This is a genomic window from Pseudomonas wadenswilerensis (genome assembly GCF_900497695.1).
Lineage (GTDB): Bacteria > Pseudomonadota > Gammaproteobacteria > Pseudomonadales > Pseudomonadaceae > Aquipseudomonas > Aquipseudomonas wadenswilerensis.
Map to the genome: position 1 here is coordinate 415,732 of NZ_UIDD01000012.1, position 25,389 is coordinate 441,120.

Consider the following 25,389-nt stretch of genomic DNA (forward strand, 5'->3'; position numbering starts at 1 on the left):
TGTGGGAGCTGGCTTGCCAGCGATGAGGGCCGAACAGAACGCCCCAAAGGTTGGCAACCTCGCCCCGGCAACGGATAATGTCCAGTTTTTCCACCTGCGCATCGAAGCGCCGCCGCGCTTGCGGTCGAAAGAGAAGCCCATGAAAGACACCATTCGCCAGCTGATCCAGCAAGCCCTCACCCAACTCGTCACCGACGGTGTGCTGCCTGAAGGGCTGACGCCGGCGATCCAGGTGGAGAACGCCCGGGACAAGACCCACGGCGACTTCGCCAGCAACATCTCGATGATGCTGGCCAAGCCTGCCGGCATGAAGCCGCGCGACCTGGCCGAGAAGCTCATCGCCGCGCTGCCTGCCGACGAGCAGGTCAGCAAGGTCGAGATTGCCGGCCCGGGCTTTCTCAACTTCTTCCAGAATACCCAGGCCCTGGCCTCGCGCCTGGATGCGGCCCTGGCCGACGCCAAGCTGGGCGTGAAGAAAGCCGGCCCGCAGCAGAAGGTGGTGGTCGACCTGTCGGCACCGAACCTGGCCAAGGAGATGCACGTCGGCCACCTGCGCTCGACCATCATCGGTGACGCCGTGTCGCGCGTGCTGGAGTTCCTCGGCGATGACGTGATCCGTCAGAACCACGTTGGCGACTGGGGCACCCAGTTCGGCATGCTGATGGCCTATCTGCAGGAAAACCCGATCACCAGCGACGAGCTGTCGGACCTGGAAAACTTCTACCGCGCAGCGAAAAAGCGCTTCGACGAATCCGAAGAGTTCGCCGACCGTGCCCGTGGCCTGGTGGTCAAGCTGCAAGCCGGCGACCCGGAATGCCTGAAGCTGTGGACTCGCTTCAAGGACATCTCGCTGTCGCACTGCCAGAAGACCTACGAGCTGCTCAACGTCAAACTGACCATGGCTGACGTCATGGGCGAAAGCGCCTACAACGATGACCTGGCCAATGTCGTCAACGACCTCAAGGCCAAGGGCCTGCTGGTCGAAAGCAAGGGCGCCCAGTGCGTGTTCCTTGAAGAGTTCAAGACCGCCGAAGGCGAGCCATTGCCGGTCATCGTGCAGAAAGCCGACGGCGGCTACCTGTATGCCACCACCGACCTCGCTGCCGTGCGCTACCGCAGCAACGTACTCAAGGCCGACCGCGCCCTGTACTTCGTCGACCAGCGCCAGGCCCTGCACTTCAACCAGGTGTTCGAAGTGGCCCGCCGCGCCGGTTTCGTCGGCCACCCGATGCACATGGAACACATGGGCTTTGGCACCATGAACGGCGCCGACGGCCGTCCGTTCAAGACCCGCGACGGCGGCACGGTGAAGCTGATCGACCTGCTCACCGAAGCCAAGGAACGTGCCTACGCCCTGGTCAAGGAGAAAAACCCTGAGCTGCCCGAGGCCGACCTGCGCGCCATTGGCGAAGTCGTCGGGATTGGCGCGGTGAAGTACGCCGACCTGTCCAAGCACCGCACCAGCGACTACAGCTTCAACTTCGAACTGATGCTCAATTTCGAAGGCAACACCGCGCCTTACCTGCTGTACGCCTACACCCGCGTTGCCGGTGTGTTCCGCAAGCTGGGCAAGAGCTTCGACGAAGTCGACGGCCAGATCATCCTGCAAGCACCACAGGAGCAGGACCTGGCTGCACGCCTGGCGCAGTTCGGCGAGATCCTCAACAACGTTGCCGAAAAAGGTACCCCGCACGTGCTGTGCGCCTACCTGTACGACGTTGCCGGCCTGTTCTCCAGCTTCTACGAGAACTGCCCGATCCTCGGCGCCGACACCCCTGAACAGCAGCAGAGCCGCCTGCGTCTGGCGGCCCTGACCGGTCGTACCCTCAAGCAAGGTCTGGAACTGCTCGGCCTGGAAACCCTGGAGCGCATGTAAGTTGGCTGCCAAGAAAAAACCTGCACCCAAGCGCGGCGCCAGCCGCTATCAGGCACCTGCCAAGCAACCGATCCCGGGCTGGCTGTGGCTGGCAATCGGCCTGTCGGTGGGCGCCTTTGTCGTTTTCCTGATGAAGCTCGAGCCGGGCAACGGCGAGGTCAAGCGTACCAAGCCCGAGCAACAGAAGGCCGAGAAGGTCGCCGAAGCCAACAAGACCGCACCCAGCCCGCAGCAGCCGGTGAAGCCGAAGTACGACTTCTATACCTTGCTGCCGGAATCGGAAGTGATCGTGCCGCCTGAAGCGGTACCGGAGAAAACCCCGCCGGTGCCGGCGCAACCTCCGGTCACCCCGGCGGAAGCGGCGAAGATCGACACCGCCCGCGCCCAGGCAGCGCTGATGGGGCAGACGCCACCGCCAGCACCACCGGTGATCAAGCCGGCGGCCACCACCCAGTTCTTCCTGCAGGCCGGTTCGTTCCGCAAGCAGGCCGATGCCGACAAGGTCCGCGCGCAGATCATCCTGCTCGGCCAGGCGGTCAAGGTGGAGTCCGGTACGGTGAAGGAAGAAACCTGGTACCGCGTGCTGGTCGGCCCGTTCAGCAACCGTGAACAGCTGACCGTGGCGCAGAAGCAACTGGCCGGCAGCGGCTTCAGCAACCTGCTGCTGCAACAGCGCCAGACCCGCCAGTAACCCCGCCCCAAGGCCTTGTCGCAGAGCGCTGCGACAAGGCCTCAGGCTTTAACGCCGCTGGGCGTTGGCCAGTGACACCTGGGTATTGAGCGTCCAGAAGTCATACAGCACCCCGACCAGAAACAGCCCGCCGGTGCACAGGTAGATCAGGCCAGTAATCCACTTGCCCTGGTACATGCGGTGCACGCCAAATATCCCCAGGAAGGTCAGCAGGATCCACGCCAGGCTGTAGTCCAGAGGACCAGGCTGAAAGCGCAGGTCAGCCTCGCGGTCCATTGCCGGAATCAGGAACAGGTCGATCAACCAGCCGATGCCGAGCAGGCCCAGGGTGCAGAACCAGAGGGTACCGGTGACTGGCTTGCCGTAGTAGAAGCGGTGCGCCCCGGTGAAGCCGAAAATCCACAGCAGATAGCCGATCACTTTGCTGTGAGTGTCGTGTAACGGACCGCCCTGTTGATAACTGTTCATTCATAGCCCCTGTGGGTTATCGATAAATTTTCTAAAGAAAAATGTGACTTTTCTGCGGCAACCCGACGTGTGGTCATTTGCCATCCCTCCCGCCGCAAACCCCTATCCTGTCTGGCCCGCGCCTTTCCAATGCAGGCCAATCGCCGCTTTTGCCGGTTTCTGGCGCAGCCCGGAATCGACCAACGGATCAAAATTTGATCAAAAAGCTGTTATAAAGTTGCGCGCCAACCCACCTAGAGCCCTGCCTATGCGTCCTTTTTTCAAGACATGGCTGACCATCTGCCTATTATTGCCACTGGCTGCCCACGCCACCAATCGTGAGCAACGGTTACCCAACGGTTTCTCCGGGTACACCTCCAATTCCACTGCTGTGCGTCCACACAAGAACGTCAGCAGCAACCAAGTCCAGCACAGCTCCAAGCGCAGTGCCCGTTCGAGCAGGCCGCTGCCGGTCGCCGCTGCCATGTCGCCACAGCAGAGCAGCGATGTGCTCAGCCGTGCGGTCAACGTGCTCGGCACCCCGTACCGCTGGGGCGGCAGCAGCCCAAGCAAGGGCTTTGACTGCAGCGGCCTGGTCAAGTACGCCTTCAACGACATCGATGAAGTCGACCTGCCACGCACGTCCAACGCCATGGCCAGCGGCCACGGCATCAAGGTCGATCGCAACGACCTCAAGCCCGGCGACCTGATCTTCTTCAACATCAAGAGCCGCCGGGTCAACCATGTGGCCATTTACCTGGGCAACGACCGCTTCATCCATGCGCCGCGCACCGGCAAGCGGGTCAGCATCGACACCCTTGACAAGCCGTACTGGAAAAGCCGTTACGTGGTTGCCAAACGCGTCTTGCCAAAAAGCCAGCAACTGGCCCTGGCCAAGCGCTAGAATCGCCCCGGCGCCCGCTCACGGGCGCTATCTGGGCTGACCAGCCCTCGCCGCACCAGGCCCTGCAGGCAACCGTCCAGGGTCTGCATACCCTGCGCCCCGCCTGTCTGTAGCGCCGAATACAACTGCGCCACCTTGCCCTCTCGGACCAGGTTGCGCACCGCAGGCGTCGCCAGCAGGATCTCGTGGGCCGCCACCCGCCCGCCACCAACACGCTCGACCAACACCTGCGACACCACCGCCTGCAGCGACTCCGCCAGCATCGCGCGCACCAGTTGCTTCTCTTCGGCGGCAAATACATCCACCAGGCGATCGATGGTTTTCGCCGCCGAGCCGGTATGCACCGTGGCCAGCACCAGATGCCCGGTTTCCGCCGCAGTCAGGGCCAGGCGAATGGTCTGCGGGTCGCGTAGCTCACCGAGCATGATCACATCCGGGTCCTGGCGTAACGCGGCACGCAAGGCCTGGGCGAAGCCATGGCTGTGTCGGCCGATCTCGCGCTGGCTGATCCGGCTGCGCTGCGAGCTGTGGATAAACTCGATGGGGTCCTCGAGGGTGACGATATGCAGCGGCCGCTCGCGGTTCAGGTGATCGACCAGGGCCGCCAGGGTAGTTGATTTGCCCGAGCCGGTGGGCCCGGTGACCAGCACCAGCCCGCCCGACAGCTCGGCAATCTGCCGAAATACATCCCCGAGACCGAGGTCAGCCAGGCTGCTGACCTGCGCCGGAATCACCCGCAGCACCGCAGCGGCACCGTGCAGTTGCTGGAATGCATTGACCCGAAAGCGCGCCAATGCTGGCACGGCAAAGGCAAAGTCGATATCCAGATGTGTTTCAAAATCCTTTTGCTGCGCCTCGGACATGATCTGACCGAGCATTTCAGCCATGTGGTCCGGCGTCAGCAGCGCCAGCTCCATCGGCCGCAAACGCCCCTCAAGACGCAGCGCCGGCACCTCGCCCGCCGCCAGGTGCAGGTCGGAAGCACCGGCCCGCACTGCCAGCGCCAGCAGTTCAGTCACATCCATGAGACTCCCCAAAGGCCGCCAAGCAGGTAGAATGCCGCAGACCCAAAGAGCCGCTGGCATCGATCAATGTCCACCATAGCAGACAACCTTTCCACGCTCGCCGCACGTATCCGTGCCGCCGCGCTGGCCGCCGGGCGCGAGCCTTCGGCCGTCCAGTTGCTGGCCGTGAGCAAGACCAAACCCGCCGCTGCCGTGCGCGAAGCCTTCGCCGCCGGGGTCCGCGATGTCGGTGAGAACTACCTGCAGGAAGCCCTGAACAAACAGGGCGAATTGACCGACCTGCCCTTGACCTGGCACTTCATCGGCCCCATTCAGTCGAACAAGACTCGTGCAATTGCCGAGCACTTTGACTGGGTACATTCCGTGGACCGCCTGAAAATCGCCCAACGCCTGTCCGAGCAACGCCCCGAGCACCTTGCAGCGCTGAACATCTGCCTGCAGGTCAACGTCAGTGGCGAAGCGAGCAAGTCCGGCTGCACTCCCGAGGAGCTGCCGGCCCTGGCCAGCGCCATTGCCGCGCTGCCACGCCTGCGCCTGCGCGGGTTGATGGCGATTCCCGAGCCAACCGACGACGAGACCGCGCAACTAGCTGCCTTCGCCCGGGTTCGCCAGTTGCAGGCGAGCCTTGGCCTGGAACTCGACACCCTGTCCATGGGCATGAGCCATGACCTGGAAGCCGCGATTGCCCAGGGCGCGACCTGGGTGCGTATCGGCACCGCGCTGTTCGGTGCCCGCGACTACGGCCAGCCCTGACCCATGCTTTTTCCCTATTTCCCTATCAAGGACCTGACATGAGCAAGACTCGTATTGCCTTTATCGGCGCCGGCAACATGGCTGCCAGCCTGATCGGCGGCCTGCGTGCCCAGGGCCTGGAAGCTTCGCAGATCCGCGCCAGCGATCCGGGCGCCGAGCAGCGGGCGAAAATCCATGCCGAGCACGGCATCGAGATGTTCGCTGACAACGCCCAGGCCATCGAAGGTGCCGATGTGGTGGTCCTGGCGGTCAAGCCACAGGCGATGAAAGCCGTGTGCGAAGCCCTCAAACCCAGCCTCAAGCCCGAGCAGCTGGTGGTCTCGATTGCCGCCGGGATCACCTGCGCGAGCATGAACAACTGGCTCGGCACCCAACCGATCGTGCGTTGCATGCCCAACACCCCGGCGCTGCTGCGCCAAGGCGTCAGCGGCCTGTTTGCCACCGCCCAGGTTTCGCCGGCCCAGCGCCAGCAGGCCGAGCAACTGCTGTCGGCCGTGGGCATCGCCCTGTGGCTGGACACCGAACAACAGCTCGATGCGGTGACTGCCGTGTCCGGCAGTGGCCCGGCGTACTTCTTCCTGCTGATCGAGGCCATGACCGCCGCCGGCGAAAAACTCGGCCTGCCACGGGAAACCGCCGCCAAGCTGACCCTGCAAACCGCCCTGGGCGCGGCACACATGGCCGTCAACAGCGATGTCGACGCCGCCGAACTGCGCCGCCGGGTAACCTCGCCGGCCGGCACCACGGAAGCGGCGATCAAGTCGTTCCAGGCCAATGGATTCGAAGCGCTGGTGGAACAGGCGCTGGGTGCCGCTGCGCACCGCTCGGCCGAAATGGCCGAACAACTGGGCAACTAAGGAGCCGAAGATGATCGGATTGAACACCGCTGCAATCTATGTGCTGCAGACCCTCGGCAGCCTGTACCTGCTGATCGTGGTCCTGCGCTTTGTCCTGCAACTGGTGCGCGCGGACTTCTACAACCCGCTCAGCCAGTTCGCCGTACGCGCCACCCAACCGCTGCTCAAGCCTATGCGCCGGGTGATCCCGAGCCTGTTCGGCCTGGACATGTCGTCGCTGCTGCTGGCGATCATCATCCAACTGCTGGTGATGGGCCTGACCCTGCTGCTGGCCTACGGCACCACTGGCAACCCGCTGCAACTGCTGGTCTGGTCGATCATTGGCGTGACCTCGCTGTTTTTGAAGATTTTCTTCTTCGCCCTGATCATCAGCGTGATCCTCTCGTGGGTCGCGCCGGGCAGCCATAACCCGGGCGCCGAGCTGATCAACCAGATCTGCGATCCGTTCCTCGCGCCGTTCCGCCGTATCCTGCCGAACCTGGGCGGCCTGGATATCTCGCCGATCCTGGCGTTCATGGCGCTCAAACTGATCGACATGCTGGTGATCAACAACCTGGCGGCGATGAGCGGGATGCCGGAGATTCTGCGTCTGCTGGTCTGATCGGTAACCGCAGCGCCCCTATCGCTGGCAAGCCAGCTCCCACAAGGTTCTCAACAACCTGTGGGAGCTGGCTTGCCAGCGATGTTTTTCAAGCCTTGGCACATTGCTTGCCGCCCACCCCGGTGGTCTTTAGACTTACGCCTCATTCAAGCGTGAGCAGGGTCGATGTCCACTGTCTTTCCCGAAGATTCGGTCGGTCTGGTAACACCGCAACTGGCACAGTTCAGCGAGCCGCTGGCGCTGGCCTGCGGTCGCTCGCTGGCCACCTATGAACTGATCTACGAAACCTACGGCACGCTCAACAGCAAGGCCAGCAACGCCGTGCTGATCTGTCATGCGCTGTCCGGCCATCACCATGCCGCCGGCTACCACAGCCCCGACGACCGCAAGCCGGGCTGGTGGGACAGCTGCATCGGCCCCGGCAAGCCGATCGATACCAATCGTTTCTTCGTGGTCAGCCTCAACAACCTCGGCGGCTGCAACGGCAGCACCGGCCCCAGCAGCATCAACCCGCTCACCGGCAAGCCCTACGGCGCCGATTTCCCGGTCCTGACCGTGGAAGACTGGGTGCACAGCCAGGCGCGCCTGGCCGATCGCCTGGGCATCCAGCAATGGGCTGCGGTGGTTGGCGGCAGCCTGGGCGGCATGCAGGCGCTGCAGTGGACCATCACTTACCCGGATCGCGTGCGTCACTGCCTGGACATCGCCTCGGCACCCAAGCTCTCGGCGCAGAACATCGCTTTCAACGAGGTCGCGCGCCAGGCCATCCTCACCGACCCGGAATTCCACGGCGGCTCGTTCCAGGACCAGGGTGTGATCCCCAAGCGCGGCCTGATGCTGGCGCGCATGGTCGGGCACATCACCTACCTGTCCGACGACTCCATGGGTGAGAAATTCGGCCGCGAGCTGAAAAGCGACAAGCTCAACTACGACTTCCACAGCGTCGAGTTCCAGGTCGAAAGCTACCTGCGCTATCAAGGCGAGGAGTTCTCCGGCCGTTTCGACGCCAACACCTACCTGCTGATGACCAAGGCGCTGGACTACTTCGACCCGGCCGCCAGCCACGGCGGTGACCTGGCGGCGACCCTGGCCCCTGTCACGGCGGACTACTGCGTGATGTCGTTCACCACCGATTGGCGCTTTTCCCCGGCGCGCTCGCGCGAGATCGTCGACGCCCTGATCGCCGCACGCAAGAACGTCTGCTACCTGGATATCGACTCGCCCTATGGCCACGATGCCTTCCTGATCCCGACCCCGCGCTACATCACGGGTTTCACGAACTACATGAACCGCATCGTCTGCTGAGGACCCTATGAGAGCCGACCTGGAAATCATCCAAGACTGGATCCCCGCCGGCAGCCGGGTACTCGACCTCGGCTGCGGTACCGGTGAACTGCTGGCGTCGCTGCGCGACCACAAGCAGGTCGCCGGCTACGGCCTGGAAATCGACCCCGACAACATCGCCCAGTGCGTGGCCAAGGGCGTCAACGTCATCGAGCAGGACCTCGACAAGGGCCTGGGCAACTTCGCCAGCAACAGTTTCGACGTGGTGGTCATGACCCAGGCCCTGCAGGCCGTGGAGTACCCCGACCGGATTCTCGACGAAATGCTCCGCGTCGGCCGCCAGTGCATCATCACCTTCCCCAACTTCGGTCACTGGCGTTGCCGCTGGTACCTGGCGACCAAAGGCCGCATGCCGGTTTCCGACTTCATGCCGTATACCTGGTACAACACGCCGAACATCCACTTCTGCACCTTTGAAGACTTCGAGGCCCTGTGCAGCGAACGCCGCGCCCAGGTCCTCGACCGCCTGGCGGTCGACCATTTGCACCGCCACGGGTGGGCGAGCAAGCTATGGCCTAATCTTCTAGGTGAGATCGGCATTTACCGTGTCAGCAGCCCCGGCCTTACCGAACACAAGGTCGCGGTTTAACCCGCACACCGGAGGAGAACGATCATGGGTCGCTTGTTGAGCTGTTTACTGGTTGCCTGCCTGAGCCTGTCGGCGGTTGCCGCCGATGCCATCAAGGGCGAGCGCAAAGAAGTGTTCGGCGATACCACCGTGCACTACAGCACCTTTATTTCCACCTTTCTGACGCCCGAGACCGCCAAGGCGACTGAACTGGTGCGCAGCAAGAACCAGGGCGTGATCAACGTCTCGGTGATCAAGGCCGGCAAGCCGGTGGTCACCCAGGTCAACGGTACCGTCAAGGACCTGACCAGCAACTCGGTACCGCTGAAGTTCAAGCAGATCACCGAACAAGGCGCGATCTATTACATCGCCCAGTTCCCTGTTGAGCAACAGGAAACCCGTACCTTCACCATCAACGTTGGGGTTAACGGCAAGACCGAAACCATCAGCTTCAACCAAGAGCTTTTCCCAGGCGAATGATGACTTTTCAGCAAATCGTATTGGCCAGCCACAACGCCGGCAAACTCAAGGAACTGCAGGCCATGCTCGGTGACACCGTGCAACTGCGTTCCATTGGCGAATTCAGCAGCGTCGAGCCGGAAGAAACCGGCCTGTCGTTCGTCGAGAACGCCATTCTCAAGGCGCGCAATGCCGCGCGCATTTCCGGCATGCCGGCGCTGGCCGACGACTCGGGCCTGGCCGTGGACTTCCTGGGCGGCGCGCCCGGCATCTATTCGGCACGTTACGCCGACGGTAAAGGCGATGCAGCGAACAACGCCAAATTGCTCGATGTGCTCAAGGACGTTCCGCAAGAGCAGCGCGGCGCCCAGTTCGTCTGCGTCCTGGCCCTGGTCCGCCATGCCGACGACCCACTGCCGATTCTCTGCGAAGGGCTGTGGCACGGCCGCATCCTGACCCAGGCCAGCGGTGAACACGGCTTTGGCTACGACCCGCTGTTCTGGGTACCGGAGCGCGATTGCTCCAGTGCCGAGCTGAGCCCTGCCGACAAGAACCAGATCAGCCACCGTGCCCGTGCCATGAGCCTGTTGCGTCAACGTCTGGGCCTGGCATGACCAAGCGTTCGCCGGCACAGCCACTGCACTTGGGCGAGGCTGGCTTTTCTTCCCAAGCACCGCGGGCGGCATTGACGCAGTTGCCGCCCCTGGCGCTGTACATCCATATCCCCTGGTGCGTGCGCAAATGCCCGTACTGCGACTTCAACTCCCACGCCGCCACCCCCGAGCTGCCTGAAGAAGCCTACGTCGATGCCTTGCTGGCCGACCTGGACCAGGAACTGGGCGCCGTTTATGGCCGCCCGATCAGCTCGATCTTCTTCGGCGGCGGCACCCCGAGCCTGTTCAGCGCCCGCGCCCTTGGCCGCTTGCTGGTGGGTGTGGAGCAACGCATCCCGTTTGCCAGGGACATCGAGATCACCCTGGAAGCCAACCCCGGAACGTTCGAGCAGGAGAAGTTCAAAGCCTACCGGCAGCTGGGCATCAATCGCCTGTCGATCGGCATCCAGAGCTTCCAGCAGGCCAAGCTCGAAGCCCTGGGCCGCATCCACAACGGTGACGAGGCCATTCGCGCCGCCGACATGGCGCGCAATGCCGGGTTCGACAACTTCAACCTCGACCTGATGCACGGCCTGCCCGACCAGTCGCTGGACGACGCCCTGGGCGACCTGCGCCAGGCCATCGCGCTGAACCCCACGCACCTGTCCTGGTACCAGTTGACCCTGGAGCCGAACACGGTGTTCTGGAACCAGCCGCCGCTGCTGCCCGAAGACGACATCCTCTGGGACATCCAGGAAGCCGGCCAGGCGCTACTGGCCAGCCACGGCTACGCCCAGTACGAAGTCTCGGCCTACGCCCAGCCCGGCCGCGCCGCCCGCCACAACCTCAACTACTGGAGCTTTGGCGATTTCATCGGCATTGGCGCTGGCGCCCACGGCAAGCTCAGCCACCCCGACGGGCGCATCCTGCGCACCTGGAAGACCCGCCTGCCCAAGGACTACCTGAACCCGGCCAAGGCCTTCAAGGCCGGCGAGAAGCTGCTGCCGGTGGATGAGCTGCCCTTCGAGTTCCTGATGAACGCCCTGCGCCTGACCCAGGGCGTGGACATCGAGCTGTTCAGCCAGCGCACCGGCTTGCCACTGGAGAAGCTCACCGCAGCGCGGCATGAAGCCGAACAAAAAGGGCTTTTGCAGGTCGAACCGACGCGACTGGTCGCTACCGCGCGCGGCCAGTTGTTCCTCAACGACCTGCTGCAGTATTTCTTGACCTAAGGATTGCGAATGGACCTGGTACTCGACCTGCTCTCGACCGTTTCCCGCTGGAGTCGCAGCAACCTGTCGGAGATTTCCCTGGCCTTGGTGGGCTGTTTGCTGGTGCTGTTCGGCACCGACATCAAAGGCTGGGTCGAACAACGCCTGGGCGGCCTTGCAGGCGCCTTGCGCGTGCCATTCATGGCGCTGTTGGTGATGATCGGCAGCGGTGCGGCGCTGATCTATGCCACGCCGTGGGTAGTGAAGGGGCTGGCGCAGTTCAACAACTATGCGTTGGCGCCGGTGTTGCTGATTGTGCTGGTGTTGATTGGCGTGGTTGCTGATCGACGCTGAAGATCAGGGCGCTTTCAGGGCTGCTTCGCAGCCCATCGCCGGCAAGGCCGGCTCCCACACAGATCTCCTGACAATTTAACACTGCAGGCAATCACAGCACCTGTGGGAGCCGGCCTTGCCGGCGATCGACCGCAAGGTTTACGCCAGCTTCTCGAACTTCAGATCCCACACCCCATGCCCAAGCCGCTCGCCGCGGCGTTCGAACTTGGTGATCGGGCGTTCGGCCGGGCGCGGCACGCACTTGCCGTCTTCGGCCAGGTTGCGATAACCCGGGGCCACGTTCATCACTTCCAGCATGTATTCGGCATAGGGCTCCCAGTCGGTCGCCATATGGAACACGCCGCCCACCTTGAGCTTGCTGCGCACCAGCGCGGCGAATTCCGGCTGGACGATGCGGCGCTTGTGGTGACGGCTCTTGTGCCATGGGTCGGGGAAGAACAGCATCAGCCGGTCGAGGCTGTTGTCAGCCACGCACTTGTTCAGCACTTCGATGGCATCGCAGTCATACACCCGCAGGTTCTTCAGGCCCTGGGTCAGCACGCCGTTGAGCAGCGCGCCGACACCCGGACGGTGCACTTCGACACCGATGAAGTCCTGCTCCGGTGCGGCAGCAGCCATTTCCAGCAGGGAATGGCCCATGCCGAAACCGATCTCCAGGGTCCGCGGCGCCGAGCGGCCAAAGACCTGGTCGTAGTCCACCGGGCTCTCGGCCAGGGGCAGGATGAACAACGGCCCACCCTGGTCCAGGCCACGCTGCTGGCCTTCGGTCATGCGCCCGGCACGCATCACGAAACTCTTGATGCGGCGGTGTTGGCGCTCTTCGCCTTCGGTGGTGATCGGCGTTTCTTGCGATTCAGTCATCAGGGGCTCTTACTTGATCAGACCATCCAGCGGCGACGAGGCGCTGGCATAGAGTTTTTTCGGCATACGCCCGGCCAGGTAGGCCAGACGGCCAGCGACAATGGCGTGTTTCATGGCTTCGGCCATCATGACCGGCTGTTGTGCGTGAGCAATCGCCGAGTTCATCAGCACCGCCTCACAACCCATTTCCATGGCGATGGTGGCGTCCGATGCGGTACCGACTCCAGCGTCGACCAACACAGGTACTTTCGATTCTTCGAGGATGATCTGCAGGTTGTACGGGTTGCAGATCCCCAGGCCCGTACCGATCAGACCGGCCAGCGGCATCACTGCGATACAGCCGATTTCGCCCAGCTGACGGGCAATGATCGGATCGTCACTGGTGTAGACCATCACATCGAAACCGTCCTTGACCAGCACTTCGGCGGCCTTGAGGGTCTCGATCACATTAGGGAACAGGGTCTTCTGGTCGGCCAGCACTTCGAGCTTGACCAGGTTGTGGCCATCGAGCAGTTCACGGGCCAGGCGGCAGGTGCGCACGGCTTCGACCGCGTCATAGCAACCCGCAGTGTTCGGCAGGATGGTGTAGCGATCGGGTGGCAGCACGTCGAGCAGGTTCGGTTCGCCCGGGTTCTGACCGATGTTGGTCCGGCGCACGGCCACGGTGACGATCTCGGCACCGGAGGCCTCGATGGCCAGGCGGGTTTCTTCCAGGTCACGGTACTTGCCGGTGCCGACCAGCAGGCGCGACTGGAAGGTACGACCGGCCAGGGTGAAGGGCTTGTCGCTACGAACGTTGCTCATCGGTAATCCTCTTGAAGGTTGAGGGACTTGCAGGTAAATCGCGAAGGCCTAGCCACCGCCAATAGCGTGTACCACTTCAACCTGGTCGCCTTCGTTCAGCGCGGTGCTGTCGTGCTGGCTGCGCGGCACGATGTCCAGGTTGAGTTCGACCGCCACCCGGCGACCCGCCAGGTCAAGCCGGTTGAGCAGGGCCGCGACGCTTTCGCCATCGGGCAATTCGAAAGGTTCACCGTTCAGTTGAATGCGCATGCGCACGGCCGCCATTATTTTTAGGGGCCCGCATTCTAGCCCTGATCAGGGCGCAAACCCAAGGCCGGGCCGCGCCATTCGTCTCGATCCGGACTCGCGGGTCAGCTCAGGCGCCAGGCTGCAAGGCCCAGGCACAGCCATCCGCCGAGAAACGCCAGACCGCCAAAGGGGGTGATGATGCCAAGCTTGCCGATGCCGCTCAGCGTCAGCACATACAGGCTACCGGAAAACAGCAGGATCCCCAGGGCGAACAGACCACCGGCCCAACCGACCAGGCGCCCGGGCAGGTGCACCGAGAGCACGGCTACCGCGAGCAGGGCCAGGGCATGCACCAGCTGGTAGGTCACGCCGGTATGGAAGATCGCCAGGTATTCGCTGCTCAACCGGCCCTTGAGGCCATGGGCGGCAAAGGCCCCCAGGGCCACGCCGGTGAATCCGAAAAATGCCGAGAGCAGCAGAAAGCTACGAAGCATTGGGAAGACTCCTAGTCATCACAGGGTCTGTATAATGGCCCGCTCCATCGGTTCGGCCAAGCCATCACCTATGCTGTCTTCCATTTTCCGCCGTCTCACCCGTGCCCTGTTGTGGTTCGCCGCTGGCAGCGCCCTGCTGGTGCTGGTGTTTCGCTGGGTACCGCCGCCAGGTACCGCGCTGATGGTCGAGCGCAAGGTCGAGTCCTGGTTCAACGGCCAGCCGATCGACCTGCAACGGGACTGGGAGCCGTGGGAGCAGATCTCCGATGAACTCAAGCTGGCGGTGATCGCCGGCGAAGACCAGAAGTTCGCCTACCACTGGGGCTTTGACTTCAATGCCATCCAGGCGGCGCTGGCCCATAACGAACGCGGTGGCAGTATCCGCGGCGCCAGCACCCTGAGCCAGCAAGTGGCCAAGAACCAGTTCCTCTGGGCTGGCCGTAGCTGGCTGCGCAAGGGCCTGGAAGCCTGGTTCACCGCGTTGATCGAGCTGCTGTGGTCGAAAGAGCGGATTCTTGAGGTCTATCTCAACAGCGCTGAATGGGGTGAAGGCGTGTTTGGCGCGCAGGCCGCAGCGCGGCACCACTTTGGCGTCGATGCCCGTCAACTATCGCGCCAACAGGCCAGCCTGCTGGCCGCAGTGCTGCCCAGCCCGTTGAACTGGAGTGCCAGCCGGCCAAGCACTTATGTGGCGCGACGTGCCGGCTGGATTCGCCAGCAGATGCGCCAGCTGGGCGGTAGTGGTTATCTGGCGCAGCTGGACAGCCCGCGCCGGGCGCCCTGGAGCCAATAAAAAACCCGGCAAAGCGCACACTTTGCCGGGTTTTTTATTGGCTGATTACTGGGTAACCGCCTTAGAACGCGCCCATATAGTCACGTTTGCCCACTTCGACACCGTTGTGACGCAGGATTGCGTAAGTGGTGGTGACGTGGAAGAAGAACTGTGGCAGGCCGTAGGTCAGCAAATAAGCCTGGCCACTGAAGCGCTTCTCTTTCGGCGTGCCCGGACGGGTCACGATTTCGATGCCTTCCTTGCCGTCGATCTGCGCTGGCGCAACGCCGTCCAGGAAAGCCAGAACCTTACTGATCAGCGCTTGCAGTTCAGCAAAGGTGGTTTCGCTGTCATCGTATTTCGGCAACTCGACCTCAGCCAGGCGCGCCGATACACCCTTGGCGAAATCAACAGCGATCTGCACCTGGCGAACCAGTGGAAACATATCCGGATACAGGCGAGCCTGGAGGAAGACGCTCGGATCAATGTTTTTCGCCGTGGCGTGAGCTTCGGCCTTGTTCAGAACATCACTCAAGGCGTTGAGCATTTGCTTGAAAACAGGAACAGAAGCGGCGTACAAGGAAATGGTCATAACAGTCTCGACAGGGGTGGCGGAGAATCATGAAAAAGCCCCGACACGTCGGGGCTTTTTGGTTATTGCCGTATCGCGAATCAGACTGCGATCAAGGCTTTGACCTTGTTCATCGCATTCTTTTCCAGCTGGCGAATCCGCTCGGCAGACACGCTGTATTTCTCGGCCAGGTCATGCAAGGTGGCCTTTTCCTCGGCCAGCCAGCGCTGGTAGAGGATGTCACGGCTGCGATCATCCAGGCCCTGCAGGGCTTCGTGCAGGTTGCTGGTGGAGTTGTCACTCCAGTCGGCATCCTCCAGTTGACGCGCCGGGTCGTAACGGTGGTCTTCCAGGTAGTTGGCCGGCGACTGGAATGCACTGTCGTCGTCGGCTTCACTGGCCGGGTCGAAGGCCATGTCCTGACCGGTCAGGCGGCTCTCCATCTCACGCACTTCACGCGGCTCGACACCCAGGCTTTCGGCGACACGATGGACTTCATCGTTGTTCAGCCAGGCCAGGCGTTTTTTCTGGCTGCGCAGGTTGAAGAACAGCTTGCGCTGAGCCTTGGTGGTAGCGACCTTGACGATGCGCCAGTTACGCAGGATGAACTCGTGAATCTCGGCCTTGATCCAGTGCACCGCAAAGGACACCAGACGCACACCCATTTCCGGGTTGAAACGCTTGACCGCTTTCATCAGGCCAACGTTGCCTTCCTGGATCAGGTCGGCCTGGGCCAGCCCGTAGCCGGAATAGCTGCGAGCAATGTGTACAACAAAACGCAGGTGGGCGAGCACCATCTGCCGAGCCGCCCCAAGATCCTGCTCATAGTAGAGACTCTCGGCCAGTTCACGCTCCCGCTCGGGCGTCAGCAATGGAATGCTGTTGACCGTGTGCACATAGGCTTCCAGGTTTGCGCCGGGAACCAGGGCATAGGCAGGTTGCAACGAAGTGGTCATACGAAAAAACCTCCGACTCACTAAACTCGTGCCATAGGCACTGCCAACATTGACCGGAAACCGCGAAACAAGTTCCCTAAAAATGAAAAGAGTCAATACCAGCAAAAAGACACTATCGCGGTGCAAGCTCGCTCAAGTGGCGGGCGACCGCAATCCAAGCACCGATATACCCTAACAATACCGCTCCAAGCAAGAGGGATAGACCATCGGCTGACGGAACCCCGGCCAGGGCAAAATCACTGCCGTACAGTCCGGAGAGCCCGATTACCGCGTCGTTCAGCCAGTTCAGGCCAAACGCCAGCACGCCCCAGGCCAACACCCCGGCACCCAGGCCATACAAGGCGCCCATGTACAGGAAAGGCCGGCGCACATAGCTGTCGGTACCACCGACCAGCTTGATTACCTCGATCTCGGTACGGCGGTTCTCGATGTGCAGGCGAATTGTGTTACCAATTACCAAAAGCAGTGCCGATACCAGCAAAACCGTCAGGCCGAAGACAAAGCGGTCACCCAGCTTGAGAATCGCCGCCAGCCGCTCGACCCAAACCAGGTCGAGCTGCGCCGCTTCGACCTTGGGCAGCTCCGCCAGGCGCTGACGCAGGGCTTCCAGCGCCGGCTTGTCGACTTCCGCCGGGGTTACCACCACCACGCCAGGCAGCGGGTTCTCCGGCAATTCACGCAGGGCTTCGCCCAGGCCGGACTGCTGCTGGAACTCATTGAGGGCCTGCTCGCGGCTGACATACTCAGCCTCGGCAACCCCGGGCAAACCCTTGATCTGCTCACGCAGGGCTTCGCCTTCGTGGCTGCTGGCATCGAGCTTCAGGTACAGGGAAATCTGTGCCGCGCGCTGCCAGGAGCCACCCAGGCGTTCGACGTTGCTCAGGAGCAACGACAGGCCCATGGGCAGGCTCAGGGCCACCGCCATCACCAGGCAGGTAAAGAAGCTGCCGATCGGCTGCTTGCCCAGGCGCCGCAGGCTGTCGAGCAGGCTCGAACGGTGGCTTTCCAGCCAGGCATGCAGCAGGGTACGAAAATCCGGGCCGTCATCATCGTGACCGCCACGTTTGTTTTTTTCCGGTGCAGCGTCCGCCGCCTTGGGTGCTACCCGCTCGGAAACCTTGGGACTACGTGTCGCACTCATTGCCCGGCCTCCCCGTCGCCGATCAAGCGGCCGCGCTGCAGGGTCAGCATGCGATGGCGCATGCGCGCGATCAGCGCCAGGTCGTGACTGGCGATCAGCACGCTGGTACCCAGGCGGTTGATATCTTCGAATACACCCATGATCTCCGCAGCCAGGCGCGGGTCGAGGTTACCGGTAGGTTCGTCCGCCAGCAGCAAGGCCGGGCGGTGGACAATAGCGCGGGCAATGCCGACGCGCTGTTGCTGGCCGGTGGACAGGTCGCCGGGGTACAGCTCGGCTTTGTCTGACAGGGCCACGCGTTCCAGCGCCGAGTCGACCCGCTTGGCCACTTCGATCTTGGACAGGCCGAGGATCTGCAGCGGCAGGGCGACGTTGTTGAATACGGTACGGTCGAACAGCAGCTGGTGGTTCTGGAACACCACGCCGATCTGCCGGCGCAGGAACGGGATCTGCGCGTTGCTGATCTGCCCCAGGTCCTGCCCGGCCAGCAGCAGCTTGCCGCTGGTGGGACGTTCCATGGCCAGCAACAGGCGCAGCAAGGTACTTTTGCCGGCGCCGGAATGGCCGGTAACGAACAGGAATTCGCCCCGACGCACCCGAAAACTCAACTCATGCAGGCCAACGTGACCATTGGGGTAGCGCTTGGCGACCTGTTCGAATCGAATCATGGATGCTCCCGCTCGGCAAACAGTGCTTTCACGAAGGGTTCGGCTTCGAAGGTGCGCAAATCGTCAATCCCTTCGCCCACGCCAATATAGCGGATCGGCAGGCCGAACTGCTTGGCCAGGGCAAAGATCACCCCACCCTTGGCGGTGCCGTCGAGCTTGGTCAGGGCCAGGCCGGTCAGTTCGACGCTCTGGTTAAAGTGCTTGGCCTGGTTGATGGCGTTCTGGCCGGTACCGGCGTCGAGCACCAGCAGCACCTCGTGGGGTGCGTCGGCATCGAGTTTGCCGATCACCCGACGGACCTTCTTCAGCTCTTCCATCAGGTTGTCTTTGGTGTGCAGGCGACCGGCGGTGTCGGCGATCAATACATCGATATTACGGGCCTTGGCGGCCTGCACGGCATCGAAGATCACCGAAGCCGAATCGGCGCCGGTGTGCTGGGCGATGACCGGGATCTGGTTGCGCTCGCCCCAGACCTGCAGTTGCTCGACCGCAGCAGCGCGGAAGGTGTCACCGGCGGCGAGCATGACCTTCTTGCCTTCGAGCTGCAGCTTCTTCGCCAGCTTGCCGATGGTGGTGGTCTTGCCGGCGCCGTTGACGCCGACCACAAGGATCACGAACGGCTTGCTCTGGTTATGAATGCGCAGCGGCTGCTCGACCGGCTTGAGCAGGTCGGCCAGCTCGCCTTGCAGCGACTTGTACAGCGCATCGCTGTCGGCCAGCTGCTTGCGCGCGACCTTCTGGGTCAGGCTCTGGACGATCACCGAAGTGGCTTCGACGCCGACGTCGGCGGTCAGCAGGCGGGTTTCGATTTCATCCAGCAGGTCGTCATCGATGGCTTTCTTGCCGAGGAACAGGCTGGCCATGCCCTCGCCGATGCTGGCGCTGGTCTTCGACAGGCCCTGCTTGAGGCGGGAGAAAAAGCCACTTTTGCTCTCTTCGCTACGCACTGGAGCGGCTGGTTCGGCAACCGGGGCAGCCACTTCCACGGCAGCGGCCACGGGTACAGGCTCGGGCTCCGGTGCGACGACTGGCGCAGGCACGACGACGGGCTCAGGCGCAACTACAACCGGCTCAGGCTCAGGCTCGATGACCGGCATGGGAGCGGGATGCGCACGCTCGGGAATCGGCGGCGGGGTATGCGACTCAAGGTCGGCAACCAGGGCTACCGGCTCTTCAGGCACAGGCAGGACAAGGCCGACGGAAGGCGCGGGCTGAACTTCGACCGGCACGGCAACTGGAGCGACATGCACGGCTTCTGGCACAGCAACAGGTGCAGGTGCAGGTGCAGGTGCAGGTGCAGCCTCGACCGGTGCAACGGCAGCCGCAACCTCGGCAGGCAACGCAGCAGGTTGCTCCGCTTCAATCGGTGCAGGGGCTTGCGGCTGTTCAGCTACGGGTTGCTGGGGCTTTTTGCGCAACCAGCCGAACAGGCCTTTCTTTTCACCAGCCGCGGCCGGCGTCTTTTTGTCGTCGTTGGAACCAAACATGGAAGACGGCTATCTCAGGGTAGCGATGCGCCACTGCGGCGCCTCGTAAATTCTTTTAACGCAGAACAGTCTACTTTTAATCCGGCTCGTTCTTGCGCAGCATTTTGTCATCAAGCCTACGGGCTGGATCCACGACAGGCATGGTCCTCAGGCAACCGGATCAGTATCCTAGCACCTCCAAGCCCGCTGACGCTAAGACCACGCGGGCAGTCCTACAGGTTAAACAACGTATGAATGCTCTAGCCCGCCGCGCCGCTGGCCTGTTGCTCAGCACAGTTTGTCTGCCGTTCGCGGCCTTCGCCGCCGATACGCAACCCACTCACGAGTTCATTCTCGACAACGGCCTGAAAGTGGTCGTGCGCGAGGACCACCGGGCGCCGGTGGTGGTCTCGCAAATCTGGTACAAGGTCGGATCGACCTATGAATCCCCCGGCCAGACCGGCCTTTCCCATGCCCTGGAACACATGATGTTCAAGGGCAGCGAGAAGCTCGGCCCCGGCGAAGCCTCGCGCATCCTGCGCGACCTGGGCGCCGAAGAGAACGCCTTTACCAGCGACGATTACACCGCCTATTACCAGGTGCTGGCCCGCGACCGCCTGCCGGTAGCGCTTGAGCTCGAAGCCGACCGCATGGCCAGCCTGCGTCTGCCGGCCGACGAGTTCAGCCGCGAAATCGAGGTCATCAAGGAAGAACGCCGCCTGCGCACCGACGACCAGCCCAATGCCAAGGCCTTCGAGCTGTTCAGCGCCATGGCCTTCCCAGCCAGCAGCTACCGCACCCCGACCATAGGCTGGATGGCTGACCTTGACCGTATGAAGGTCGAGGAGCTGCGTCACTGGTACGAATCCTGGTACGTGCCGAACAACGCCACCCTGGTGGTGGTCGGCGATGTCACTGTCGAGGAGGTCAAGGGCCTGGCCCAGCGCTTCTTCGGCGCCATCCCGAAACGCGCGGTGCCACCGGCCAAGCTGCCGCTGGAGCTGGCCGAGCCTGGCCTGCGGGAAACCACCCTGCATGTACAAACCCAGCTGCCGAGCCTGATCTACGGCTTCAACGCCCCCGGCCTCGCCACTGCCAAGGACCCCCGCACCGTGCACGCCCTGCGGCTGATCTCGGCACTGCTCGACGGCGGTTACAGCGCACGCCTGCCGAGCCGCCTGGAGCGTGGCCAGGAGCTGGTCTCCGGTGCTTCCTCCAGCTACAACGCATTTACCCGCGGCGACAGCCTGTTCCTGATCTCGGCCACGCCGAACCTGCAGAAACACAAAACCCTGGCCGACGTCGAAGCCGGTATCTGGAAGCTGCTCGACGAGCTCAAGACCACCCCGCCTTCGGCTGAAGAGCTTGAGCGCGTACGTGCCCAGGTCATCGCCGGGCTGGTCTACGACCGTGACTCCATCAGCAGCCAGGCCACCGCCATTGGCCAGTTGGAAACCGTCGGCCTGTCGTGGAAGCTGATCGACAGCGAGCTGGACGAGCTGAAAAGCGTGACCCCGGCAGACATCCAGAGCGCCGCCCGCACCTACTTCACCCGTGAACGCCTGAGCGTTGCCCATGTACTGCCCGAGGAGAACGCTCATGAGTGAACGCAGCGCACCCCGCTACACCCTGATCGGCCTGGGCCTGCTGTTGCTGCTGGGCTTGCTGGCTTTCTTCCTGGCCAAGCCGGCGCAATCGGATAACGCCGCGCAACCGGCCACCAGCACCGCCGCCAAGGCGGCCAACACCTTGCAATCGCTGGCTGAGCTGGACGGCAAGGCGCCAAGCCGCCGACAGTTGAACATCCAGACCTGGAATACCGCCGAAGGCGCCCGCGTGCTGTTCGTCGAAGCCCGCGAGCTGCCGATGTTCGACCTGCGCCTGACCTTCGCCGCCGGCAGCAGCCAGGACGGCGATGCCCCGGGCCTGGCGACCCTGACCAACGCCATGCTTAACGAAGGCGTAGCCGGCAAGAGCGTCACCGCCATCGCCGAAGGCTTCGAAGGCCTGGGCGCCGACTTTGGCAATGGCGCCTACCGCGACATGGCCGTGGCTTCGCTGCGCAGCCTGAGCGCCGCCGACAAGCGCGAGCCGGCGCTGAAGCTGTTCGCTGAAGTGGTCGGCAAACCAACCTTCCCGCAGGACGCCCTGGCACGCATCAAGAACCAGATGCAGGCCGGCTTCGAGTACCAGAAGCAGAACCCTGGCAAACTGGCCGGTATCGAGCTGTTCGAGCGCCTGTACGGCACCCACCCTTATGCCCACCCGAGTGACGGCACAGCCAAGAGCATCCCGCCGATTACCCTGGAGCAACTGCGCGCCTTCCACGCCAAGGCCTATGCCGCCGGCAACACAGTCATCGCCCTGGTCGGTGATTTGAGCCGCAGCGAAGCCGAAGCCATTGCCGCGCAAGTTTCCTCTGCCCTGCCAAAAGGCCCGGCACTGGCCAAGGTTGAACAGCCTAGCGAGCCCAAAGCTGGCACCACGCACCTCGATTTCCCGTCCAAGCAGACCCACCTGATGCTCGCTCAACTGGGCATCGACCGTAACGATCCGGACTACGCTGCGCTTTCGCTCGGCAACCAGATCCTCGGCGGCGGCACCTTTGGCACCCGCCTGATGAGCGAAGTGCGCGAGAAGCGCGGCCTGACCTACGGCGTGTACTCGGTGTTCAGCCCGATGCAGGTGCGGGGCCCATTCATGATCAACCTGCAGACCCGTGCCGAGCTCAGCGAGGGCACCCTCAAGCTGGTTCAGGACATCCTCGCCGACTACCTCAAGAGCGGCCCGACCCAGCAAGAGCTGGACGATGCCAAGCGCGAACTGGCCGGCAGCTTCCCGCTGTCCAATGCCAGCAACGCCAGTATCGTCGGCCAGTTGGGCGCCATCGGCTTCTACCACCTGCCGCTGACCTGGCTGGAAGACTACATGCAGCAATCCCAGGCGCTGACCACCGAACAGGTCAAGACCGCGCTGAACAAACACCTGGCCGCTGACAAGATGGTCATCGTCACCGCCGGGCCAAGCGTGCCGCAAAAACCACTGCCGCCGCCCACTGACAAACCCGCCGAGCAACCGCTTGGCGTACCGGAGCATTAATGGCCAGTCCATCCGCAAAATCGGCCAAGCCGCACCACGGCCAGGGCCAGCTGCGCATCATTGCCGGCGAATGGCGCAGCCGGCGCCTCGGCTTCCCTGACGCGCCGGGCCTGCGGCCGACCCCGGACCGGGTCCGCGAGACCCTGTTCAACTGGCTCGCCCCGCACATCGAAGGGGCAAAAGTGCTCGACGCCTACACCGGTAGCGGCGCGCTGTACCTCGAAGCGCTGTCCCGTGGCGCGGGCGAGTCCGTGGCTCTGGACAGCAACCCGGCGGCCATCGCCAGCTTGCGGCAGAACCTGGAAACCCTGCGTTGCCCACGCGGCCAGGTGATCCAGACCGACGCCCAGCGCTACCTGCAGGGCGAGCCGAAGCTGGCCTTCGACCTGGTGTTCCTCGATCCGCCGTTCAACCAGGGCTTGCTGCCCACCACCTGCGCCCTGCTTGAAGAGCGTCAGTGGCTGGCCGAGAACGCCTGGATCTACACCGAGAGCGAAACCCCGCCATCGACCCTGCAGCTGCCCGGCAACTGGCGCCTGCACCGAGAGAAGAAAGCCGGCCAGGTGTATTACGCACTCTGGCAACGCGGCTGATTCACAGCAGGAAGGCGCAACGGGCGTTACACTTCAAGACAACCGTTGCGCTTTTCTACCGAGATACCTCCGATGTCATCTGCCCCGTCCAGCCCCTTCAAACCCGCCCTGGGGCTGGGCAATCCGCATATGCAGACGCTATGGGGACCGTTGTGGCGTAAATCAGCGGCCCTGAGCCGCCAGCGCGAACGTTTGTGGCTCGCTGATGGCGATTTTCTCGACCTCGACTGGCACGGCCCCCATGAAGCGACAACGCCAGTGGTGCTGGTGCTGCACGGGCTCACCGGCTCCTCCAGCTCACCTTACGTGATTGGCATGCAACAGGCCCTGGCCGACCGTGGCTGGGCCAGCGTGGCGTTGAACTGGCGCGGCTGCTCGGGCGAGCCCAACCTGCTGCCACGCAGCTACCATTCCGGCGCCAGCGAAGACCTGGCTGAAACTATCAACCATCTGCGTGCGCAACGGCCTCAAGCTCCGCTGTATGCGGTGGGCTACTCGCTGGGTGGCAACGTGCTGCTCAAGCACCTGGGTGAAGCCGGTTCGACCAGCCAGTTGCAGGCGGCGGTAGCGGTATCGGTGCCATTTCGTCTGGACCAGTGTGCCGACCGCATCGGCCTGGGCTTTTCCCGGGTGTACCAGGCGCACTTCATGCGCGCCATGCTCGCTTATGTGAAAGACAAGCAGCGCCACTTCCAGCATCACGGGCACCATGAAGGGCTGGCTGTATTGGAGCGCCTGGGATCGCTGGAAAACCTGCGTACATTCTGGGATTTCGATGGTCGGGTGACCGCGCCGCTCAATGGCTTTGCTGACGCCAAGGACTATTACCGGCGCGCATCGAGCCGGTACTTTTTGGGCGAGAACCGTACGCCAACGCTGATCATCCACTCCAGCGATGACCCGTTCGTGTTTGCCCACAGCCTGCCAGGGGCCAATGAGCTGGCGGCGCAGACCACCTTCGAGCTGCACACACGTGGCGGGCATGTGGGGTTTGTCGATGGCAGTGTGCGCAACCCGGGGTACTACCTGGAACGGCGGATTCCGCAGTGGCTGGCGATAAATCGAGCTGACTGAAAAGCTTCGCCGGCAAAGCCGGCTCCCACAGGATTTGTGGTGTTGCACAGTTCTGTGGGAGCCGGCCTTGCCGGCGAAAGGCTGCATTGCAGCCCAACAAGGGCTTACTCAGTCGCCGGTGGCCACCGCCCGCTTGGGATCGGTAATCCACTCACTCCACGAGCCCGCATACAACTTGCCCAGCGGATACCCCGCCAGCGCCAGGGCAAACAGGTTGTGGCAAGCCGTCACGCCGGAGCCACAGTAAGCCACCAACTGCTCTGGCGAACGCTTGCCCAGTTTCTCGGCAAAACGCTGCTTGAGCTGCTCGGCCGGCAAAAACCGTCCATCCGCCCCCAGGTTGTCGGTAAATGCCGCGCACTGCGCGCCTGGGATGTGCCCGGCGACCGGGTCGATGGGTTCGACCTCGCCACGAAAACGCGGCAAGCCACGGGCATCGATCAGGGTCAGCTCGGGCTTGCCCAGGCGCTCGCCCAGCTGCGCGGCATCCAGCACCAGGCTGTCGTCCGGCTCACCGCTGAAGGTGCCTTCACGTTTGGCTGGCGGGTCGAGGCTCAACGGCAGCCCGGCCGCGTGCCAGGCTTTGAGGCCGCCATCCAGGATCGATACGCCGCTGCGCTTGCCTAGCCAGGCCAGCAGCCACCAGGCCCGGGCTGCGAAGGCGCCCGGGCCGTCATCGTAAAGAACGATCGCACTGTCATTGTCGATGCCCCAGGCCCGCAGCCGCTCGACCAGTTGCTCTGGCTCCGGCAACGGATGACGCCCGGTCACGCCCTTAATGATTGGCCCGCTGAGGTCGCGTTCCAGGTCGGCAAAATACGCTCCGGCGATATGCCCCTCGGCGTAACTGCGCTGACCATAATCGATGTCTTCCAGGGCAAAACGGCAATCGAGAATCACCAGCGCCGGCGCCTCCAGGCGTTCGGCCAATTGCTGGGCGGTGATCAGTTGCGCGAGGGGCATGACAGTCTCCTGAACG

General features: G+C 63.1%; 29 protein-coding genes. 17 read left to right on the forward strand and 12 right to left on the reverse strand.

Features of this window, described 5'->3' with window-relative positions; translation table 11 throughout:
- Nucleotides 1-139: 139 nt before the first annotated feature.
- Both argS and CCOS864_RS26640 read left to right on the forward strand, forming a co-directional pair.
- A complete protein-coding gene (argS, locus tag CCOS864_RS26635) occupies nt 140-1,876 on the forward strand; it encodes an arginine--tRNA ligase (protein ID WP_115089522.1) in 1,737 nt (578 codons plus the stop codon).
- Between the two features lies 1 nt (nt 1,877).
- Nucleotides 1,878-2,567, forward strand: coding sequence for an SPOR domain-containing protein (locus CCOS864_RS26640; protein WP_038997644.1), 690 nt, complete (start codon nt 1,878-1,880; stop codon nt 2,565-2,567).
- Nucleotides 2,568-2,615: 48 nt separating this feature from the next.
- On the opposite strand, the gene CCOS864_RS26645 is transcribed toward CCOS864_RS26640, so the two are convergent.
- Entirely contained in the window at nt 2,616-3,035 is a 420-nt protein-coding gene (locus tag CCOS864_RS26645) for an NINE protein (protein WP_115089394.1), read from the reverse strand.
- A 139-nt stretch (nt 3,036-3,174) separates the two neighbouring features.
- Between CCOS864_RS26645 and CCOS864_RS26650 the strand changes: the two genes are divergently transcribed.
- Complete coding sequence (locus tag CCOS864_RS26650) at nt 3,175-3,918, forward strand: C40 family peptidase (protein WP_415842488.1); 744 nt, start codon at nt 3,175-3,177, stop codon at nt 3,916-3,918.
- Here CCOS864_RS26650 and CCOS864_RS26655 read toward each other — a convergent pair.
- On the reverse strand, nt 3,915-4,943 hold the full coding sequence (locus CCOS864_RS26655; RefSeq protein ID WP_115089396.1) for a type IV pilus twitching motility protein PilT: 1,029 nt from the start codon (nt 4,941-4,943) through the stop codon (nt 3,915-3,917). The genes CCOS864_RS26650 and CCOS864_RS26655 overlap by 4 nt on opposite strands.
- A 66-nt stretch (nt 4,944-5,009) precedes the next feature.
- Here CCOS864_RS26655 and CCOS864_RS26660 point away from each other — a divergent pair, with 66 nt between their 5' ends.
- From CCOS864_RS26660 to CCOS864_RS26700, 9 genes are all read left to right on the forward strand, one after another.
- Nucleotides 5,010-5,696 (forward strand): YggS family pyridoxal phosphate-dependent enzyme, encoded by a 687-nt coding sequence (locus CCOS864_RS26660; RefSeq protein WP_115089397.1) that lies wholly within the window; start codon nt 5,010-5,012, stop codon nt 5,694-5,696.
- Between the two features lie 38 nt (nt 5,697-5,734).
- Nucleotides 5,735-6,553 carry a pyrroline-5-carboxylate reductase gene (proC, locus tag CCOS864_RS26665; protein WP_115089398.1) on the forward strand — a complete coding sequence of 273 codons (819 nt, stop codon included), beginning with the start codon at nt 5,735-5,737 and terminating at the stop codon, nt 6,551-6,553.
- A 10-nt stretch (nt 6,554-6,563) separates the two neighbouring features.
- Nucleotides 6,564-7,154: a YggT family protein gene (locus tag CCOS864_RS26670; RefSeq protein WP_115089399.1), complete on the forward strand. Its 591-nt coding sequence runs from the start codon at nt 6,564-6,566 to the stop codon at nt 7,152-7,154.
- A 165-nt stretch (nt 7,155-7,319) separates the two neighbouring features.
- Nucleotides 7,320-8,459 carry a homoserine O-succinyltransferase MetX gene (metX, locus tag CCOS864_RS26675; protein ID WP_115089400.1) on the forward strand — a complete coding sequence of 380 codons (1,140 nt, stop codon included), beginning with the start codon at nt 7,320-7,322 and terminating at the stop codon, nt 8,457-8,459.
- Between the two features lie 7 nt (nt 8,460-8,466).
- A complete protein-coding gene (metW, locus tag CCOS864_RS26680) occupies nt 8,467-9,087 on the forward strand; it encodes a methionine biosynthesis protein MetW (protein ID WP_038997652.1) in 621 nt (206 codons plus the stop codon).
- A gap of 24 nt (nt 9,088-9,111) precedes the next feature.
- Nucleotides 9,112-9,546, forward strand: coding sequence for a DUF4426 domain-containing protein (locus CCOS864_RS26685; RefSeq protein ID WP_115089401.1), 435 nt, complete (start codon nt 9,112-9,114; stop codon nt 9,544-9,546).
- The gene (gene rdgB, locus CCOS864_RS26690) at nt 9,543-10,139 is read left to right on the forward strand and encodes an RdgB/HAM1 family non-canonical purine NTP pyrophosphatase (protein ID WP_045193965.1); all 597 of its coding nucleotides are present in this window, start codon (nt 9,543-9,545) and stop codon (nt 10,137-10,139) included. Before CCOS864_RS26685 ends, rdgB begins: the two co-directional genes overlap by 4 nt.
- On the forward strand, nt 10,136-11,350 hold the full coding sequence (hemW, locus tag CCOS864_RS26695; RefSeq protein ID WP_115089402.1) for a radical SAM family heme chaperone HemW: 1,215 nt from the start codon (nt 10,136-10,138) through the stop codon (nt 11,348-11,350). The genes rdgB and hemW overlap by 4 nt, the downstream gene beginning before the upstream one ends.
- A gap of 9 nt (nt 11,351-11,359) precedes the next feature.
- Entirely contained in the window at nt 11,360-11,683 is a 324-nt protein-coding gene (locus tag CCOS864_RS26700) for a DUF3392 domain-containing protein (protein ID WP_010222202.1), read from the forward strand.
- A 138-nt stretch (nt 11,684-11,821) separates the two neighbouring features.
- Here the strand turns inward: CCOS864_RS26700 and trmB are convergent, their stop codons facing one another.
- From trmB to CCOS864_RS26720, 4 genes are all read right to left on the reverse strand, one after another.
- Nucleotides 11,822-12,544 carry a tRNA (guanosine(46)-N7)-methyltransferase TrmB gene (gene trmB, locus CCOS864_RS26705; protein WP_115089403.1) on the reverse strand — a complete coding sequence of 241 codons (723 nt, stop codon included), beginning with the start codon at nt 12,542-12,544 and terminating at the stop codon, nt 11,822-11,824.
- Nucleotides 12,545-12,553: 9 nt separating this feature from the next.
- Entirely contained in the window at nt 12,554-13,348 is a 795-nt protein-coding gene (locus tag CCOS864_RS26710; RefSeq protein WP_115089404.1) for a thiazole synthase, read from the reverse strand.
- Between the two features lie 48 nt (nt 13,349-13,396).
- Nucleotides 13,397-13,597, reverse strand: coding sequence for a sulfur carrier protein ThiS (gene thiS / locus CCOS864_RS26715; RefSeq protein ID WP_010222198.1), 201 nt, complete (start codon nt 13,595-13,597; stop codon nt 13,397-13,399).
- 101 nt (nt 13,598-13,698) lie between these two features.
- On the reverse strand, nt 13,699-14,070 hold the full coding sequence (locus CCOS864_RS26720; RefSeq protein WP_010222197.1) for a DUF423 domain-containing protein: 372 nt from the start codon (nt 14,068-14,070) through the stop codon (nt 13,699-13,701).
- A 34-nt stretch (nt 14,071-14,104) separates the two neighbouring features.
- On the opposite strand from CCOS864_RS26720, the gene mtgA reads away from it, so the two are divergent.
- On the forward strand, nt 14,105-14,863 hold the full coding sequence (mtgA, locus tag CCOS864_RS26725; RefSeq protein ID WP_415842484.1) for a monofunctional biosynthetic peptidoglycan transglycosylase: 759 nt from the start codon (nt 14,105-14,107) through the stop codon (nt 14,861-14,863).
- Between the two features lie 61 nt (nt 14,864-14,924).
- On the opposite strand, the gene CCOS864_RS26730 is transcribed toward mtgA, so the two are convergent.
- The 5 genes from CCOS864_RS26730 to ftsY all read right to left on the reverse strand — a co-directional run bounded on the left by CCOS864_RS26730 (nt 14,925) and on the right by ftsY (nt 19,665).
- A complete protein-coding gene (locus tag CCOS864_RS26730) occupies nt 14,925-15,434 on the reverse strand; it encodes a DUF1993 domain-containing protein (RefSeq protein WP_028943901.1) in 510 nt (169 codons plus the stop codon).
- An 80-nt stretch (nt 15,435-15,514) separates the two neighbouring features.
- Nucleotides 15,515-16,369, reverse strand: coding sequence for an RNA polymerase sigma factor RpoH (gene rpoH / locus CCOS864_RS26735; RefSeq protein WP_115089405.1), 855 nt, complete (start codon nt 16,367-16,369; stop codon nt 15,515-15,517).
- A gap of 112 nt (nt 16,370-16,481) precedes the next feature.
- On the reverse strand, nt 16,482-17,510 hold the full coding sequence (gene ftsX, locus CCOS864_RS26740) for a permease-like cell division protein FtsX (RefSeq protein ID WP_115089406.1): 1,029 nt from the start codon (nt 17,508-17,510) through the stop codon (nt 16,482-16,484).
- Nucleotides 17,507-18,178, reverse strand: coding sequence for a cell division ATP-binding protein FtsE (gene ftsE, locus CCOS864_RS26745; protein ID WP_115089407.1), 672 nt, complete (start codon nt 18,176-18,178; stop codon nt 17,507-17,509). The genes ftsX and ftsE overlap by 4 nt, the downstream gene beginning before the upstream one ends.
- Nucleotides 18,175-19,665: a signal recognition particle-docking protein FtsY gene (gene ftsY / locus CCOS864_RS26750; protein WP_115089408.1), complete on the reverse strand. Its 1,491-nt coding sequence runs from the start codon at nt 19,663-19,665 to the stop codon at nt 18,175-18,177. The genes ftsE and ftsY overlap by 4 nt, the downstream gene beginning before the upstream one ends.
- 230 nt (nt 19,666-19,895) lie before the next feature.
- Between ftsY and CCOS864_RS26755 the strand changes: the two genes are divergently transcribed.
- From CCOS864_RS26755 to CCOS864_RS26770, 4 genes are all read left to right on the forward strand, one after another.
- On the forward strand, nt 19,896-21,251 hold the full coding sequence (locus CCOS864_RS26755) for a M16 family metallopeptidase (RefSeq protein ID WP_115089409.1): 1,356 nt from the start codon (nt 19,896-19,898) through the stop codon (nt 21,249-21,251).
- Entirely contained in the window at nt 21,244-22,743 is a 1,500-nt protein-coding gene (locus CCOS864_RS26760) for a M16 family metallopeptidase (protein ID WP_115089410.1), read from the forward strand. The genes CCOS864_RS26755 and CCOS864_RS26760 overlap by 8 nt, the downstream gene beginning before the upstream one ends.
- Nucleotides 22,743-23,336, forward strand: a complete 594-nt coding sequence (gene rsmD / locus CCOS864_RS26765) for a 16S rRNA (guanine(966)-N(2))-methyltransferase RsmD (protein ID WP_115089411.1) — start codon at nt 22,743-22,745, stop codon at nt 23,334-23,336. Before CCOS864_RS26760 ends, rsmD begins: the two co-directional genes overlap by 1 nt.
- Nucleotides 23,337-23,408: 72 nt before the next feature.
- Entirely contained in the window at nt 23,409-24,410 is a 1,002-nt protein-coding gene (locus tag CCOS864_RS26770; RefSeq protein ID WP_115089412.1) for a hydrolase, read from the forward strand.
- Nucleotides 24,411-24,518: 108 nt separating this feature from the next.
- On the opposite strand, the gene CCOS864_RS26775 is transcribed toward CCOS864_RS26770, so the two are convergent.
- Nucleotides 24,519-25,373: a sulfurtransferase gene (locus tag CCOS864_RS26775; RefSeq protein ID WP_115089413.1), complete on the reverse strand. Its 855-nt coding sequence runs from the start codon at nt 25,371-25,373 to the stop codon at nt 24,519-24,521.
- Nucleotides 25,374-25,389 lie beyond the last annotated feature (16 nt).